The 14,496-nt window shown below is 70.9% G+C and carries 18 protein-coding genes; 11 read left to right on the top strand and 7 right to left on the bottom strand.

All coding sequences use genetic code 11. From position 1 onward, the window contains the following. From QWU11_RS40015 to QWU11_RS39985, 7 genes are all read left to right on the top strand, one after another. Positions 1-429 carry a gas vesicle protein gene (locus tag QWU11_RS40015; protein ID WP_290119794.1) on the top strand — a complete coding sequence of 143 codons (429 nt, stop codon included), beginning with the start codon at positions 1-3 and terminating at the stop codon, positions 427-429. After that, complete coding sequence (locus tag QWU11_RS40010; RefSeq protein ID WP_290119777.1) at positions 422-1,216, top strand: GvpL/GvpF family gas vesicle protein; 795 nt, start codon at positions 422-424, stop codon at positions 1,214-1,216. Before QWU11_RS40015 ends, QWU11_RS40010 begins: the two co-directional genes overlap by 8 nt. Beyond that, complete coding sequence (locus QWU11_RS40005) at positions 1,201-1,467, top strand: gas vesicle protein (RefSeq protein ID WP_290119776.1); 267 nt, start codon at positions 1,201-1,203, stop codon at positions 1,465-1,467. Before QWU11_RS40010 ends, QWU11_RS40005 begins: the two co-directional genes overlap by 16 nt. Then, positions 1,464-1,790, top strand: coding sequence for a gas vesicle protein K (locus QWU11_RS40000; RefSeq protein ID WP_290119775.1), 327 nt, complete (start codon positions 1,464-1,466; stop codon positions 1,788-1,790). The genes QWU11_RS40005 and QWU11_RS40000 overlap by 4 nt, the downstream gene beginning before the upstream one ends. Positions 1,791-1,861: 71 nt before the next feature. Beyond that, a complete protein-coding gene (locus tag QWU11_RS39995; RefSeq protein ID WP_290119774.1) occupies positions 1,862-3,379 on the top strand; it encodes a CYTH and CHAD domain-containing protein in 1,518 nt (505 codons plus the stop codon). A gap of 6 nt (positions 3,380-3,385) precedes the next feature. Beyond that, positions 3,386-3,916: a DUF6328 family protein gene (locus QWU11_RS39990; RefSeq protein ID WP_290119773.1), complete on the top strand. Its 531-nt coding sequence runs from the start codon at positions 3,386-3,388 to the stop codon at positions 3,914-3,916. Positions 3,917-4,019: 103 nt separating this feature from the next. After that, on the top strand, positions 4,020-4,181 hold the full coding sequence (locus QWU11_RS39985) for a DUF5670 family protein (RefSeq protein ID WP_290119772.1): 162 nt from the start codon (positions 4,020-4,022) through the stop codon (positions 4,179-4,181). Positions 4,182-4,232: 51 nt separating this feature from the next. Here QWU11_RS39985 and QWU11_RS39980 read toward each other — a convergent pair whose 3' ends face one another. The 4 genes from QWU11_RS39980 to QWU11_RS39965 all read right to left on the bottom strand — a co-directional run bounded on the left by QWU11_RS39980 (position 4,233) and on the right by QWU11_RS39965 (position 6,557). After that, positions 4,233-4,715: a hypothetical protein gene (locus tag QWU11_RS39980; protein ID WP_290119771.1), complete on the bottom strand. Its 483-nt coding sequence runs from the start codon at positions 4,713-4,715 to the stop codon at positions 4,233-4,235. Between the two features lie 208 nt (positions 4,716-4,923). Then, complete coding sequence (locus QWU11_RS39975; RefSeq protein ID WP_290119770.1) at positions 4,924-5,184, bottom strand: hypothetical protein; 261 nt, start codon at positions 5,182-5,184, stop codon at positions 4,924-4,926. 65 nt (positions 5,185-5,249) lie between these two features. Continuing rightward, on the bottom strand, positions 5,250-5,795 hold the full coding sequence (locus QWU11_RS39970) for a GNAT family N-acetyltransferase (RefSeq protein WP_290119769.1): 546 nt from the start codon (positions 5,793-5,795) through the stop codon (positions 5,250-5,252). A 24-nt stretch (positions 5,796-5,819) separates the two neighbouring features. After that, the gene (locus QWU11_RS39965) at positions 5,820-6,557 is read right to left on the bottom strand and encodes a DUF429 domain-containing protein (RefSeq protein ID WP_290119768.1); all 738 of its coding nucleotides are present in this window, start codon (positions 6,555-6,557) and stop codon (positions 5,820-5,822) included. Between the two features lie 189 nt (positions 6,558-6,746). Here QWU11_RS39965 and QWU11_RS39960 point away from each other — a divergent pair, with 189 nt between their 5' ends. From QWU11_RS39960 to QWU11_RS39950, 3 genes are all read left to right on the top strand, one after another. Beyond that, the gene (locus tag QWU11_RS39960) at positions 6,747-8,360 is read left to right on the top strand and encodes an AMP-binding protein (protein ID WP_290119767.1); all 1,614 of its coding nucleotides are present in this window, start codon (positions 6,747-6,749) and stop codon (positions 8,358-8,360) included. A gap of 82 nt (positions 8,361-8,442) precedes the next feature. Beyond that, entirely contained in the window at positions 8,443-9,858 is a 1,416-nt protein-coding gene (locus tag QWU11_RS39955) for an MFS transporter (protein WP_290119766.1), read from the top strand. A gap of 53 nt (positions 9,859-9,911) precedes the next feature. Then, positions 9,912-10,481, top strand: coding sequence for a MerR family transcriptional regulator (locus QWU11_RS39950; protein WP_290119765.1), 570 nt, complete (start codon positions 9,912-9,914; stop codon positions 10,479-10,481). A gap of 73 nt (positions 10,482-10,554) precedes the next feature. Here QWU11_RS39950 and QWU11_RS39945 read toward each other — a convergent pair whose 3' ends face one another. After that, positions 10,555-11,157: a methyltransferase domain-containing protein gene (locus QWU11_RS39945; RefSeq protein WP_290119764.1), complete on the bottom strand. Its 603-nt coding sequence runs from the start codon at positions 11,155-11,157 to the stop codon at positions 10,555-10,557. A gap of 352 nt (positions 11,158-11,509) precedes the next feature. Beyond that, positions 11,510-12,076, bottom strand: a complete 567-nt coding sequence (locus tag QWU11_RS39940) for a TetR/AcrR family transcriptional regulator (protein ID WP_290119763.1) — start codon at positions 12,074-12,076, stop codon at positions 11,510-11,512. 95 nt (positions 12,077-12,171) lie between these two features. Between QWU11_RS39940 and QWU11_RS39935 the strand changes: the two genes are divergently transcribed. Further along, positions 12,172-13,563, top strand: a complete 1,392-nt coding sequence (locus QWU11_RS39935; RefSeq protein ID WP_290119762.1) for an MDR family MFS transporter — start codon at positions 12,172-12,174, stop codon at positions 13,561-13,563. Here the strand turns inward: QWU11_RS39935 and QWU11_RS39930 are convergent. Then, complete coding sequence (locus tag QWU11_RS39930) at positions 13,550-14,491, bottom strand: NADP-dependent oxidoreductase (RefSeq protein WP_290119761.1); 942 nt, start codon at positions 14,489-14,491, stop codon at positions 13,550-13,552. The genes QWU11_RS39935 and QWU11_RS39930 overlap by 14 nt on opposite strands. Positions 14,492-14,496: the final 5 nt, after the last annotated feature.

Here is a 14,496-nt window from a genome sequence, read left to right as displayed (position 1 = left end):
CTGACCGGGATCGGGCGGCAGCCTTCCGGGGTACGGCGCCCGGAGTCCGCGAACCTCGCCGACATCCTCGAACGCGTGCTCGACAAGGGCATCGTCATCGCCGGCGACATCCAGGTGAACCTCCTCGACATCGAGCTGCTGACCATCAAGCTGCGGCTGGTGATCTGCTCGGTCGACCGGGCGAAGGAGATGGGCATCGACTGGTGGGAGCACGATCCCACCCTGTCCTCCCGCCACACCGACATGGCCGAGGAGAACCGCCTGCTGCGCGACCGGCTCGCCGCCCTGGAGGGCGACGCGGAAGAGGACGAGCCGACCCCCGAACGCCGCGCGCCGAGATCGGCCGACCGGCCCGAGCGCCGTGAGCGCGAGCGTCGTGAGCGCAGGACACGGAGCCGCCCGCCGGAGGAGGACGACGACTTTGAGTGAGACCGGGAGCTACGTCTACGCCGTCTGCCGCGACCTGCCGCCTGAGGCGGTGGAGGGCGTCGGCGGCGTCGGGGGCGCGTCCGTACACCTCGTCGAGGAGCACGGGCTGACCGCGGTCGTGAGCGCGGTGAGCCTGGGGGACTTCGGCGAGGAGGCGCTGAAGCGGAACCTGGAGGACCTCGGCTGGCTGGAGTCCACCGCACGCGCGCACCACGCGGTGGTGGACGCCGCCGCGGGGCGCGCCGTGACCGTACCGCTGGGCCTGGCCACGGTCTACCGCGGCGAGGACCGCGCGCGGCAGGCGCTGAGGGACCGGCACGAGGAGTTCTCCCAGGCCCTGAACCGCATCGCCGGCCGTACGGAGTGGGGCGTGAAGGCGTACGCGGACCTGGCCGCGGTCACGGCCGCCGAGGAGCCCGAAGAGGAACCTTCGAGCGGCCGTCCCGGCACGTCGTACCTGCGGCGGCGCGGCGTGCAGCGGCGTACCGAGGAGGAGTCCCGGCGCGAGGTGCTGATGGCGGCCGAGAGCATCGACGACGAGCTGCTGGAGATCGCCGCCACCAGGCGCCTGCACCGGCCGCAGGACCCCCAGCTGTCCGGGGAACGCGGCTGGATGATCCTCAACGCCGCCTATCTCGTCGACGACGAGCGCGCGGAGGAGTTCCGTGCCGCCGTCTCGCGCCTGGCCGGCGAGCGCCCGGCGATCCGCCTTCAGCTCACCGGGCCGTGGGCGCCGTACTCCTTCGCCACAGAGGCCACAGAGGAGGAGGCGTGGACCGAAGTCTGAGCGTGCCGACACCACGGTCGCCGGCGCCCGCCCGCGGGCAGCGCATCGCCCTGGTGGACCTGCTGGACCGGCTCCTCGCGGGCGGTGTGGTGATCACCGGCGACGTGACCATCTCCATCGCGGACGTCGATCTCGTACAGATCTCGCTGCGCGCCATCATCGGCTCGATCCGCCCGGAGATCGACCAGATGCTGGAGGGCGAGGACGAGCCGATCCAGGGCGTCGTGGTCCGTGAGGACCTGCCGCCGTGAGCCCGTACCGCCCACGGCACGTCGGCGACGAGCGGCGGAGCCATCGGCTCCCGCGCCGCCTCGACACCGACGCCGAGGAGGTGCAGCGGGACCTCGTACGCCTGGTGCTGACCGTGATCGAGCTGGTCCGCCAGCTGATGGAGCGGCAGGCGCTGCGCCGGGTGGAGACCGGTGGGCTGTCCGATGACAAGGTCGAGGAGCTCGGGCTGGCGCTCATGCGCCTGGAGGAGGCGATGACGGAGCTGCGGGAGAGGTTCGACATCGAGGCGAAGGACCTCAACCTCGATCTGGGGCCACTCGGGCCTCTCCTGCCTCCTGAGTAACCGGAAAAAGTTCACTTTTGGTGCGGCGTGCGCGGGTAGGGCGCTAAGTAACCACCCGTGAAGGAGTTGTCATGGCACGCCACATCGAACTGGAGCGCAAGTACGACGCGGGAGCGGACGTCGCGCTCCCCGATCTGCGGCAGGTCGCCGGATGCGCCGGGGTCGGCCCGCCGAAGACGCACACGCTCCGTGCCTCCTACTACGACACCGAGGACCTGCGGCTCGCGTCGCGTGGCATCACGCTGCGGCGCCGCGAGGGCGGCGGGGACGAGGGCTGGCACCTCAAGCTGCCGATGGCCGCGCACACCAGGCAGGAGATCCGGGCGCCGCTCGACGCGGGCGCCCCCGACGTGCCCGCGGACCTCGCCGCGCTCGTCGCCGCCCACGTACGCGGACGCGTCCTCGTTCGCGTCGCCGAGCTGGAGACCCACCGGGTCGAGCGCGAGCTGCTGGCCGAGGACGGCAGGGTCCTCGCCGAACTGGCCGACGACACGGTCAGCGCGCGCCGGCTCAGCCGGGACGGGCACGAGGTCGGCCTGATGCGCTGGCGGGAGATCGAGGTCGAGGCCGTCGAGGCCTCCGGCGAGCTGCTGGAGAGCATCGGCGGGCACCTGCGCGAGTCCGGCGCCCGCGAGTCGGAGGTCGCCTCCAAGCTGCAGCGAGCCCTGGACGACGACCTCGTCCTCGTCCAGCGGCACACCGCGACCCGTACCGCCGGGGAGGTCCTGGTGACCTACCTCGGCGAGCAGATCGAGCAGTTGCTCGCGTACGACCCGCTGGTCCGGCTGGCCGACGAGGACGACGACTCGGTGCACAAGATGCGGGTCGCCGTACGCCGGACCCGCAGCATCCTGCGCACCCACCGGTGCCTGGTCGACCAGGCCCGCATCCGGACGCTGGACGCCGAGCTCAAGTGGCTCGCCGACTCACTCGGCGAGGTGCGCGACCTGGAGGTGCAGGGCGCGCGCTTCCAGCGCCGCCTGGCCGACCTGCCCGGCGCCCACCGGAGTCCCGGCTGGCTTCTCGCGATGGCGGCCGAGGAGCATCGCGCCCGCGACCGCGTACGCGAGACGCTGCTGACCCAGCGGTACTACGACCTGCTCGACGCCCTGGACGCCCTCCTCGCCGCGCCGCCGCTGAACGCCCGCGCCGGCCGCAAGGCCACGAAGGAGACGCCGGACCTGGTGGCGAGGGCGTGGCGCAAGATGCTGCGGAGGTATGACCGGGCGGTACGGCTGCCGTCCGGCCAGGACCGCGACGTCGCGATGCACGGCACGCGCAAGTCGGCCAAGCGGGCGCGCTACACGGCCGAGGCCGCCTCCGCCGCGCTGGGCTCGCCGGCGGCCGAGCTGGCCCGCCGCGCCGAACGGCTCCAGGACATCCTCGGCGCGCACCATGACAGCGTCGTCGCGATCCAGCGGCTGGCCGGCTCCGTGGAACATCCGGACAGCCCCGCCGCGGACACCTTCGTCGCCGGCCGGCTCGCCGAGGTCGAGCGCCGGGAGGGCGAGCGCGTGCTCGAACGCCTGCCGGCGGCCGGCAAGAAGGCCGCCAGGCGCAAGCCGCTCCGGGCGCTGCGGAAGAAGTAGGCGGCGATGGGAGACTCCTCGAACGCGGGCTCGGCCGGCTCCTCGGACTCACCGGATTCCCAGCGCGACGAGACCGGCCTCGAACGCTGGGATCGCAACTTCATCGAGCTGCTGCAGGAGCTGCGCGTCGCGCAGACCGGCGTGCAGATCCTGTTCGCCTTCCTGCTGACGCTGCCGTTCACGAACCGCTTCGGCGACGTCAGCGACCTGGACAAGGCGGTGTACGTGATCACCCTGGTCGCGTCCGCGACGGCGACGGCACTGCTGATCGCGCCGGTCAGCGACCATCGGCAGGTCTTCCGGCAGGGGCACAAGCCCGAGCTCGTACGGGTGGCGTCGCTGCTCGCACAGGGCGGCCTGGGCGCGCTGCTGCTCGCCATCATCGGCGCGGTGTTCCTCGTACTGGACGTGGTGGCGGGCTTCGGCTGGGCCGCCGGGCTGGGCGCGGGACTCCTCGGGCTCTACCTGGTGCTGTGGTACCTGCTGCCGAAGGTCATCCGCCGGAAGAACGAGCCGGTCAACGGCGGTGAGGCCTAGCCCGGCGGGTCGGCCGGCCGTCCGCTGAAACTAGATCATCTATTTGGGTATGAACGCCATATATCGGGCATATGCGGACCGGAGGTGACTGACAATGGTTCCGGTGCTACTTGTTCTGCTGCTGGTGCTCATCTTGTTCGGCGCGGGGTTCGCGCTGAAGGCGCTGTGGTGGATCGCGATCATCTTGCTCGTTCTCTGGCTCCTCGGCTTCGTCTTCCGCGGTGCTGGTGCGGGCGGACGGCGCGGCCGCTGGTATCGATGGTGAGCTGACCGAATGACGGGCCCGCCGCTCTGCGCGGCGGGCCCGCTCGCGTTCTCAGAGGATCTCGAACTCCCGTTGCCGGCGGTCCTGATCCAGCGAGTTGTTGCGTTCCTGGGCGACCCGCCGGCTGCCGTCGGAGAAGAACAGGGTCGCGAACACGTTGAACTTCCACGTGTCGTTGCCGTTGGGCTCGATCCGCACCACGAGGCGGCCGTGACCGGTGGACGCCAGGGTGGCGGGGTTGGTCAGGCGCAGACCGTACGGCCCATCGTCCTCGTTGTCGTCGAAGGTGTCGTCCCCGAAGTGCTCGTCGAGGGTTGCGATCTCGACACCGCGGTTGTCACGGACGCTCGTCAGGAGCTTGGTGTCGTGATCCTTGTTGTCGTCGTTGGTGTGATAGAGCACCTCGACCGACGTCAGCGCCGGGTCATCGGCGGCCGTGCGCGTCGTCTCGGCGCGGGCGGGTCCGAGCCCGGACGAGGCGAGGGCCACGATCGCCGCCGACCAGAGCACCGTTCTCCGTACGTTCTGTGTCATGGGGGGTTTCCTGTCGCGTTACGCCGGGATCAGGAACGAACCCCACGAAGAAGTCAGGGCCGTGATGCGCCCCGCCGACGTCTCCGAGCCCATCGGCTACATTCTGTCATTGAGCAACTACTTTTTGTCACATGACGGCATATCGATATCGGCGTACGTACGACGTGAGCGGCCGCGGCGGTGCGGCACACCGCCGCGGCCACGCGTCTTACCGGGCGCCCCTCACGTCCCAGTCGTTCTGTCCGATGCGCACGCCGTCCCCGCCGTTCTCGACCATCTCCAGCTCGGTCAGGCGGTCGACCGCGGCCTGGACGACGTCCTCGTCCAGACCCGTGGTCGCGGTCAGGTCCCCGGTGCCCAGGGGCCTGCGCAGCGTGGCGATCGCCTCGTACACGATCATCTCGTCGGCGCCCAGAACCTGCGGCTCGCGCCTCAACGGTGCCGGCCCGCCGGGTGTCGAATCGCTCATAGGAGCCTCCTCTCGTCGTACGGTCGGCTCGATCAAAGCTTCCGGAATGCCCGTTAGGTCCGGTGTCAAACCTGGGCTCGCAGCTCCTGCCAGTCCGTACGCCCGAGTTCGTACACCCGTACGGGCCGTCCCTCCGTAACCGGGAGGTCGCTGTGGACGCGCATGCCGATCTTGGCCATGATCCGGCCGGAGGCGGGGTTGGCGAGCTGGTAGCGCGCCGCGAGCCGCTCCGCGCCGAGCCCGCCGAACGCCTCGTCGCGCAGCGCGAGGGCGGCCTCGGTGGCGACGCCCCGTCCCCACGTGCGGGGGTCGACCCACCAGCCGATCTCGACCACGTCCTCCTCGATGCCGGGCACGACCGAGCCGAGACGGTTGAGCGCCGCGACGCCGGCGAACCCGCCCTGGTCGATGATGGCGCGCCAGCCGAAGCCGTGCTCGGCCCAGTGCCGCAGACAGTTCCGGTGCCGTTCGGCCGTGCGCTCCCGCGTCCAGGGCCGTCCGTCGCCGATGAAGCGCACCACCCGCTCGTCGGACGCGAGCCGGAGAAGGTCGGCCTCGAAGTCGTCGCGCCAGGGCGGGAGTTCGAGCCGCGCGGTGCTCAGGGTGCGCATGCGCCCAGAGTAGGACGGGTGCCGTCAGGGCCGGAGCGCGTCCAGGCCGCCCTCGGGCAGTGCGATCCAGCCTTCGACCCGCGCTACGCCGGCGGCTTCGGGCCCGGGGCCGGTCGTACGGCCCAGGGCGCACGCACGCGCGGTGAGCGCCGCGACGACCGCGTCCGTGGCGTCGTCGGAGGTCCGGCAGAGCCCCTCGTACGGGCCGAGGTCCAGCCAGGGCGCCGCGGCGCACAGCGCGTCGACCAGCGTGCCGAGCCGGACGACGTTGGCCGCGCGCTTGTAGTTGCGGTGGTCGAGGCCCCAGAGGCGCAGGGAAGCCGCCGGGTACACCTCGACGACCGGGCCGCCGCCCGCGCGGTCGACCGGCCGTCCCTCGCTCGCCAGCCGGGCCAGCAGCGCCGCACAGCGCATCGCCACGTGCCCGATCTTGTCGGCGGAGACGCTGAGGGGGGTCATGCGGATGCGGTCCTGGACGAAGCGGTCGGTCCGCCGCATCGTCAGCTCCCGGCGCCAGTCGCCGCCGGAGGGGATCGCCACGTGACCGGCGCCGTGGTCGCGGACGAAGTCCACGAAGGGGACCGGCCAGCCGAGCGGGCAGTCGACGCCGGACTTGTCTGCGTCTCGCAGTGCGCCCGCGACGGCGTCGTCGTCACAGCCGAGCCGTACGTCGCGGACCTCGCACGAGCCCGCCGTCCAGTCCACCCACGCGACCGCCGTCCGCTGCGGCTGCGCGGCGAGGTCGACCCCCACCGTCAGCATCGCCCCACACTAGGGCCTGCCCCGAGGTGCCGCTGTCCGGCTGCGCGACGCACCGCCTGGACGCCGCTCGCCACGAACGGAGACCGCGAGACAAGTCCTGGCCTGGCATCGGGCGGTCACAAGGGCCGGGGTGTTCAAGTGATCACCCAGCCGCGATAATCGCCCGGGATCGCTCAACGGGAGGCAGCGATGTCGGACGCGTACCGTCGCCGTGGCTGGTGGCGCGACGAGACCTTCCTCGACGACTTGCGGCGAGGGGCGCGGGACCATCCGGACAAGGCGGCCGTCGCGGTCCACCGGGGCGCCGGTGACAGCACCCGCGTGCTCGGATACGCCGAGCTCTCCCGGCTCACCGACCGGTGCGCGTCCGCCCTCGTCGAGCTGGGCCTGCGGCCCGGAGACTTCTTCGCGGTCCAGCTCACCGACCGCTGGGAGCTGGCCGTCCTCGCGCTCGGCTGCATGCGGGCCGGCGTACGGTTCTGCCCGCTGATGCCGATCTACCGCCGGTGGCAGCTGGAGGCCATGCTCCGCGTCTCCGGCGCCCGCGTGTTCGTCACCATGGCCGAGCACGCCGGCGACCGGCCGGCCGAGATCGGGCTCGAACTGGCCGCCGGGCTGCCGGACCTGGAACGCGTGCTGGTCGCGGACGGGCCCGCTCTGGACGGCACCCGGCCGTTCGAATCGTTCTTCTTCGACACGCCGTGGGAGGAGAGCCACGGCGGAGAGCTGGACGCCCGCGAGCTCGGGCCCGACGACCCGTACCTCCTGCTGTTCACCTCGGGTACGACCAGCGAGTCCAAGGGCGTCCTGCACAGCCAGAACACTCTGCACGCCGCGATCAGGGGCGAGGCCGGCGTGTTCGGGCTCGACGGGTCGCTCGTGATGACGACCTCGGCGTCGTACTCCCACTACACGGGTGTAGCGCAGGGGATGCTGATGCCGCTGATGCTCGGCGGGACGATGGTCTTCCAGGATTCCCGCGACCCTGCAGTGGTGCTCGATGTCATGGCCCGCCACGGCGTCACGTTCCTCTACATCGCCCCGCCCGCCCTCCAGGAGCTGATGGACGAGCAGCGGCGCGCGCCGCGCGACCTGTCCGCGCTGCGGTGGCTGGTCTGCGGCTCCTCGCCGGTCCCGCCGTACTTCGTGGACGACGTACGGGAGGTCTTCAAGACGCGGTTGTTCTCGCTGTGGGGGATGACCGAGAACGGGCCGGTGACGATCAGCCGGCCAGAGGACCCCGACGACTGGGCGGCGCACAGCGACGGCAGCCCGATCGCGGACATGGAGCTGCGGATCGACCCGGTGTCCGAGCGGTCCGACGGTGTGGGGGTGCTGTGGGTGCGCGGCCCGACGCAGTGCCTGGGCTACTACCGGCGCGAGGGCCTGTACGCGGCCAAGCTCGATGCCGGCGGCTGGTTCAACACCGACGACCTCGTACGGCCCGACGGGCGCGGCGGCATCCGTGTCACCGGCCGGGCCACGGACATGATCCTGCGGCACGCGAACATCGTCCCGGTCGCCGACCTGGAGACGATCATCGGCCGGCACCCGGGGGTGCGCGAGATGGCGGTCGTCGGCCTGCCGGAGCAGGACCTGGACGAGACGGTCTGCGTCGTGGTGGTACCGGTCTCGCCCGAGTCCCCGGTAACGCTGGAAGACCTGCACCGCGCGCTCGCCGGGGCGGGCATGGCCGAACTGTACTGGCCGCAGCGCCTGGAAATCGTGGAAACCCTGCCCAAGACGCCGACCGGCAAGACGCGGAAGGTCGAGCTGAAGGAGCGCTTCGCCCCGCCGGGGTGATCTACGCAACGGGATGGGCCGCGTCGTACGGGTAGGGGTATTTGCGGGGGACGAATCCGTACATAACGCGTTTGGGGGCAGCGTGTCCGCTCACCCGCCCGACGGCACGCCGCCCGACCGCCGCTGGCAGGCCCTGACGATCTGCCTGGTCGCGGCGTTCATGACCTTGCTGGACGTCAGTATCGTCAACGTCGCGTTGCCGTCCATCCGGTCGGGCCTCGGCGCGTCCCCGGACGGTCTGCAGTGGATCCTCAGCGGGTACGCCGTGGCGTTCGGGCTGGCGCTCGTGCCCGCCGGGCGGCTGGGTGACGCGCGCAGCCGCCGCGCGGTGTTCATGACCGGGCTGGCGCTGTTCACGCTGTCGAGCGCCGCCGGCGGGCTCGCGCGTACCGTCCTCTGGCTGGTCGTCGCGCGGCTCGTGCAGGGAGTCGCGGCCGGCATCTTGAACCCGCAGATCGCCGGCCTGATCCAGGTCCTGTTCCGCGGCCGGGAACGCGGCCGGGCCTTCGGCGCCCTCGGCGCGACGATCGGCATCGCCACCGCGGCCGGCCCGCTCCTCGGCGGCCTGCTGATCTCCCTCGCGGGTACGCAGGACGGCTGGCGCTGGGTGTTCTACGTCAACGTGCCGGTCGGCCTGGTCGCACTGCCGCTGGCCTGGCGCCTCCTGCCCCCGCCGGGTGAGGGCCGGCGGCGCGAGAGCCTGGACCCGGTCGGCGTCATCCTCCTCGGTGTCGGCGTGGTCGCCCTGCTCCTGCCCTTCGTGCAGGAGCAGCAGTGGCACGGCAGCGTGAAGTGGCTGCTCGTCCCGGCCGCCGTCGTCGTACTCGCCGGGTTCCTGGGCTGGGAACGGCGGCACCGCCAGCCGCTGCTGGACCTGTCGCTGTTCCGCCTCCGCTCGTACGCGCTGGGCTCGGCGATCGCGCTGCTCTACTTCGCCGGGTTCACCTCGATCTTCTTCATCTTCACGCTCTACCTGCAGAACGGCCTGCACTACAGCGCCCTGCTCGCGGGCCTGGCGATCACCCCGTTCGCGCTGGGGTCGGCGTTCGGGTCCACGGTCGGCGGGCGGCTCGTGGCGAGGTTCGGCCGGCCGCTGATCGCCGTGGGCCTCGCACTCGTCGCCCTGGGCCTGGCCGCGACGTTCCTGACCGTACGCGCGGTGCCCGGCGACCATGCCGCACTGGCCACCGCGCTCCCGCTGCTGGTGGGCGGCATCGGCAGCGGCCTGGTGATCTCACCGAACCAGGCGATCACCTTGTCCGAGGTGCCACCGGAGGGCGGCGGAAGCGCGGCCGGCGTCCTGCAGACGGGCCAGCGCATCGGCACCGCGGTCGGCATCGCGGCGGTCGGCGCGGTGTTCTTCGCCGCCGTCGGCACCACCCACGGCGACTGGGCGGAGGCCTTCCGCCATGGACTGGTCGTCGTGACGGCGTTCGTGCTGATCGCGTTGTGCGCCGCGGTGTTCGACGTGTTCGCCCGCCGTCGTCCGGCGCCGTAGCCGCTGTTCGCCGGCCTTGAACCTGACGTTGGGGCATGTTCTACGTTCGAGACATGTCACGAGATGACGGGATGTGGCGGATCGGTTCGCTGGCCCGAGAGACGGGACTGACGGTCCGGACGCTGCACCATTACGACCGGCTCGGCCTGCTGTCGCCGCAGTCGCGGACCGAGGGCGGCCACCGCTGCTACACGGGTGACGACGTCCGGCGCCTGCACCGCATCGTCGCGCTGCGCAGTCTGGGCATCTCGCTGGAGGAGATCGGAACGCTCCTGGACGGCGAGATCGACCCCGTCGGCCTGCTCCACCGCCAGCTGGACGAGGTGGAGTCACGCATCCGCAAGGCCACCGAGGTGCGGACGCGGCTTGTGGACGTACTGAACGACCTGGGCGCCGAGCCTTCCGCCCGGCAGCTCCTGAGACTCATCGAGGAGACCGTGATGATTAACGAGCCGATGACCCCGGAGCGGTTCGCGGAACTCAAGGAGAAGCTGCGCCGGCACGTACGGGAGGAGGACCTCGCCGCGCTCGGCGAGAAGAGGGGGGATGAGTGGAACGCCCTGAGCCGTCAGGAGCAGCAGGGTCTGACGGAACGGCTCCGCAAGACGGCTCCGCGGTCATGACCGCGGCGGCCTTGGAGATCAGCGGCCCGTAAGCCGTCGGTCCGACCTGCCGCGTCACGACCGGAAGATGACGTCAGTCCGTGGTGATGCGCTGCCCTGACCTGCTCACCTCGATCTGAAAGTACTTTCGTGAATCAAGGGCCTGCAATTCACGCTGACCGATGCGCTGGCCCCGGAGAGGCATGAATATCGCCTCACCTTGAACGTCGCCGGTGGCCACGCCATCTCTCACCGAGAGGACGACCATCGCCCCTTCGTGTGCTTCGCCCGTGTAGGGAAGCACGATCAGACCGCCGTCGCGGGTCTGGCCGACCCAGGCGTACGGGATGTTCTGGGCGGCGCCGGTGGAAATGACACGGTCGAACGGTGCTTTTCGCGGTGCGCCGTCTTCGCCGTCACCGGTGATCACCTCTACGCCGGAATGGCCGGAAATCCGTAGATTACGCCGGGCCTGCTCGGCGATTCGTTCGTCGATCTCCACCGAGACGACTTCAGCACCCGCTTCCGCCATGCACGCGGCGTTGTATCCCGTGCCCGTACCGATCTCCAGGACGCGGAGGCCGGGCCTGAGCTTCAGGGCGTCGATCATCTGTGCCATCACCCACGGAGCCGACGATGACGAGGTCGGCCACATGCCGTCCTTGAGCTGCGTCGTGATCGCCTCGTCGGAGGCCACGACACGCTCCCACTCTTCCCGCGCGTCGCCGCGGGACAGTTTTACAAATCTTCCATCCTGAATTATCCAGATATCATCAGGAATGAATAGGTGCCGGTCCACGGGTGGAAGTCCGGGAAATCCGAAAATTCCGCTCATGCCTTCCCTGACCCGCCGCAGGCGTTACATGACACCGTCTGTTTCTTGCCATCTAAATTTATCTGTATCGTCCCCTTTCCTCCGCATGTGCCACATGCCTTTTTGTTCCCGTGCTGGCCCATGCCGACCTCCCCCGATTGTTCTTAACGGGAGATTACTGCTGCGAGGGCTGCCGTGCGGCCGTATTCACACTGATCATCCCCGTGCTGGCGTCCTAAATGGACCGGATCAGGGGGAGGAAGACGGCGTCCACGATTTCGGTCATGGCGTTCTCTGGAATCGGGCCGACGCTCAGCAGTATTTCGTGGCGCATGAGGTCGATCGGCAGGGTCGCGACCCGGCGGCCGACCGCCGCCGTCCGGATCTCGCCGCGTTCGGCCGCGCGCTTCAAGATCGTGCCCATCACGTCCGCCATGACCGACAGGAACTCCGGCCCGAGGTCGCGGGCCTCCGCCATCAACCCGTGAACGACCTCCGGGCCGACCTCCCGAAAGCGCCGTGTCATCCGATGGAGCACCGCCAGGACGTCGCCGCGTAGCTCCCCCGAGTCGGGGACGTCGTCCGCGATCGACGCGGCATGGTGGCGCATCGCGGCCACGACGAGTTCGGCCCGGTTGCGCCATCGGCGGTACAGCACCTGCTTGCCGGTCTGGGCCCGCTCGGCGACGCCCTCCATGGAAAGGCGCGCGTAGCCGACCGCGGTCAGCTCGTCCCACGCGGCCCGCAGGATCGCGTCCTCCAGCTCCACGCCGCGCCGCCGTCGCCTGAGGTCTTCGCTCACCGCGACCCCTCCTTAAGAGACCTTGCGTCTCCTATTGAAAGCAGCCTACACTCCCGGCACTAGAGACGTCCCGTCTCTTATTGAGGAGAAAACACATGCCGCGAACGGAACGGCTGGACCCGGCACTGCTCAAGCTCGCCGGCATCCTCATCGTCGGCGCGATGGCCCCGCTGCTGGACAGCACGATCGTCAACGTCGCGCTCGGCACGCTCGGCCGGGACCTGCACACGTCGCTCGCGGCGGTCCAATGGGTGGTCACGGCCTACCTGCTGGCGCTGGCGATGACCATCCCGGCGACCGGGTGGCTCGCCGGGCGGTTCGGCGCGAAACGGATGTGGCTGCTCTCGCTCGCGCTCTTCCTGGCCGGGTCGGTGCTGTGCGGGGTCGCCTGGGACGCCGGATCGCTGATCTTCTTCCGGGTCGTGCAGGGGATCGGCGGCGGCCTGATGCTGCCGATCCTGCAGACGCTGCTGATGCAGGCCGCCGGAGGGCGGCAGATCGGCCGGCTGATGTCCACGATCACGATTCCGGCGCTGGTGGGACCGATCCTCGGCCCGGTCATCGGCGGCCTGATCGTCGGCGGTTCGAGCTGGCGCTGGATCTTCTACGTCAACGTCCCGGTCTGCCTCGTGGCCCTGGCGCTGGCCTGGCGCGGTCTCCCGGACGACACCCCGAACGACGAGCGCCCCCAGCCGCTGGACCTCCCGGGCCTGCTGCTCCTGTCGCCCGCGCTCGCCGCGATCATCTACGGGCTGTCGCGTGTGGGCGCGCTCGGCGGCTTCGGCCACGCTGCCGTGGTCGTCCCGCTCGCGGCCGGCCTGGCGTTGCTGACCGCGTTCACCGTACGGGCCCTGCGCACCACCGGCACCGGATCGATCGTGGACCTGCGGCTCTTCCGCGTACGGTCCTTCGCCGCGTCCTCGGCGTTGCTGTTCCTCTCGGGCCTGTCGATGTTCGGCGCGATGCTCCTGCTGCCGCTCTACTACCAGCAGGTGCGCGGCCAGGGCGTGGTCGCCGCGGGACTGCTGCTGGCACCGCAGGGCCTGGGCAGCCTGCTCACCCGCCGCCCGCTGGGCACGATCATCGACCGCGTCGGCGCCCGGCCGGTCGTACTCGCGGGCACCGTGCTCACCGCCCTGGGCACCGTCGCGTACGCGGAAGCCGGCCCGCATACCGGCGAACTGCTGCTGGCCCTCTCCCTCGTCGTCCGCGGCGCCGGGCTGAGCGGCGCGACGATCGCGGTGATGGCCGCCGCGTACGAGGGACTGGACCGGGCCGACATCCCCCACGCGAGCAGTACCACGCGGATCATGCAGCAGGTCGGCGGCTCGTTCGGCGCCGCGGTGCTGGCCGTGATCCTGCAGCGCGGGCTCGCCGGGCACAGCGAGGCGGCAGCCTTCGACCAGGCCTTCTGGTGGTCGCTCGGCTTCACCGCCCTCGCCGTACCGGTGGCGCTCCTGCTACCGGCCCGCGCTAGTCGAACATGATCACCAAGCGCCCGCGTACGCCGCCGGCCTCCAGGGCGCGATGGGCGTCGGGCGCGCCCTCGGGCGGGTAGGTGTGCGCGACGCGGAGCGTGACGGCGCCGGTGTCGGCGAGTCTGCGCAGCTCATCGAGCTTGTCCCACTCGCGCGTGTAGTCGCTGACCATGACGTTGTGGACGGTGATCCCGCGCTCGGAGTCGGCACCGAACCTCCGTACGGACACGATGGTGCCTCCGTCGCGTACGGCCGGCAGGAGCGGCGCCCCGATCACGGCGCCGTCGGCGAGACCGTCCACGCCGTCCGGCAGTGCCTGCCGGATGCGCAGCGCGAGCCCCTCGCCGCGGGCGACGATCACGTCCGCGCCGAGCCGCCGTACGAGCGGCTCGTCCTCGGGCGAGGCGTCCGCGACGACGCGCAGGCCGCGGGCCTTGCCGAGCTGGACCGTGTAGCCGCCGTACGCGCCGGCCGCGCCGGTGACCGCGAGCGTGCTCCCGGGTTCGAGCGCGAGGCGGTCGAGGCTGAGCTGCGCGGTCAGGCCGTTCATCGGCAGCGTGGCCGCCTCGGCGTAGCTCGCGCCCTTGGGGATCGCGGTGGCCGACTCGGTGGGTACGAGGACGTGCTCGGCGTACCCGCCGCCGAGCGGGCTGCGGGGCATGGTCATCGCCATGACCTGGTCGCCCACCGACTGCCGCGCGCCCTCGCCGACCTCGTCCACGACCCCGGCCACGTCCATGCCCGGGACATACGGCGGACGGCGGTCCTTCAGCGCCTCGGCGCTGGTCGTACCGTTGCGGAAGAGCGTGTCGGTGGGGTTCACGGCCGCCGCGTGCACCCGGATACGGATCTCGCCGGGGCCCGGATGGGGCTCCTCGACCTCGAACACCTCAAGCGCCTCGGGCCCGCCGAACCGCTGAACGCCTACAGCTTTCATGATCT

The sequence above is a fragment of the Actinomadura sp. DC4 genome, assembly GCF_030406325.1.
Lineage (GTDB): Bacteria > Actinomycetota > Actinomycetes > Streptosporangiales > Streptosporangiaceae > Actinoallomurus.
The sequence above is the reverse complement of the archived record's forward strand: the minus strand, read 5'-3'. Positions and strand labels throughout refer to the sequence as shown.

What these genes read in the sequence shown, in the direction of transcription:
- QWU11_RS39995 (WP_290119774.1), top strand. Translation starts at nt 1,862, where the DNA reads ATGGCACGCCACATCGAACTGGAGCGCAAGTACGACGCGGGAGCGGAC.
- QWU11_RS39990 (WP_290119773.1), top strand. Translation starts at nt 3,386, where the DNA reads ATGGGAGACTCCTCGAACGCGGGCTCGGCCGGCTCCTCGGACTCACCG.
- QWU11_RS39980 (WP_290119771.1), bottom strand. Translation starts at nt 4,715, where the DNA reads ATGACACAGAACGTACGGAGAACGGTGCTCTGGTCGGCGGCGATCGTG.
- QWU11_RS39975 (WP_290119770.1), bottom strand. Translation starts at nt 5,184, where the DNA reads ATGAGCGATTCGACACCCGGCGGGCCGGCACCGTTGAGGCGCGAGCCG.
- QWU11_RS39970 (WP_290119769.1), bottom strand. Translation starts at nt 5,795, where the DNA reads ATGCGCACCCTGAGCACCGCGCGGCTCGAACTCCCGCCCTGGCGCGAC.
- QWU11_RS39965 (WP_290119768.1), bottom strand. Translation starts at nt 6,557, where the DNA reads ATGCTGACGGTGGGGGTCGACCTCGCCGCGCAGCCGCAGCGGACGGCG.
- QWU11_RS39960 (WP_290119767.1), top strand. Translation starts at nt 6,747, where the DNA reads ATGTCGGACGCGTACCGTCGCCGTGGCTGGTGGCGCGACGAGACCTTC.
- QWU11_RS39950 (WP_290119765.1), top strand. Translation starts at nt 9,912, where the DNA reads ATGTCACGAGATGACGGGATGTGGCGGATCGGTTCGCTGGCCCGAGAG.
- QWU11_RS39935 (WP_290119762.1), top strand. Translation starts at nt 12,172, where the DNA reads ATGCCGCGAACGGAACGGCTGGACCCGGCACTGCTCAAGCTCGCCGGC.
- QWU11_RS39930 (WP_290119761.1), bottom strand. Translation starts at nt 14,491, where the DNA reads ATGAAAGCTGTAGGCGTTCAGCGGTTCGGCGGGCCCGAGGCGCTTGAG.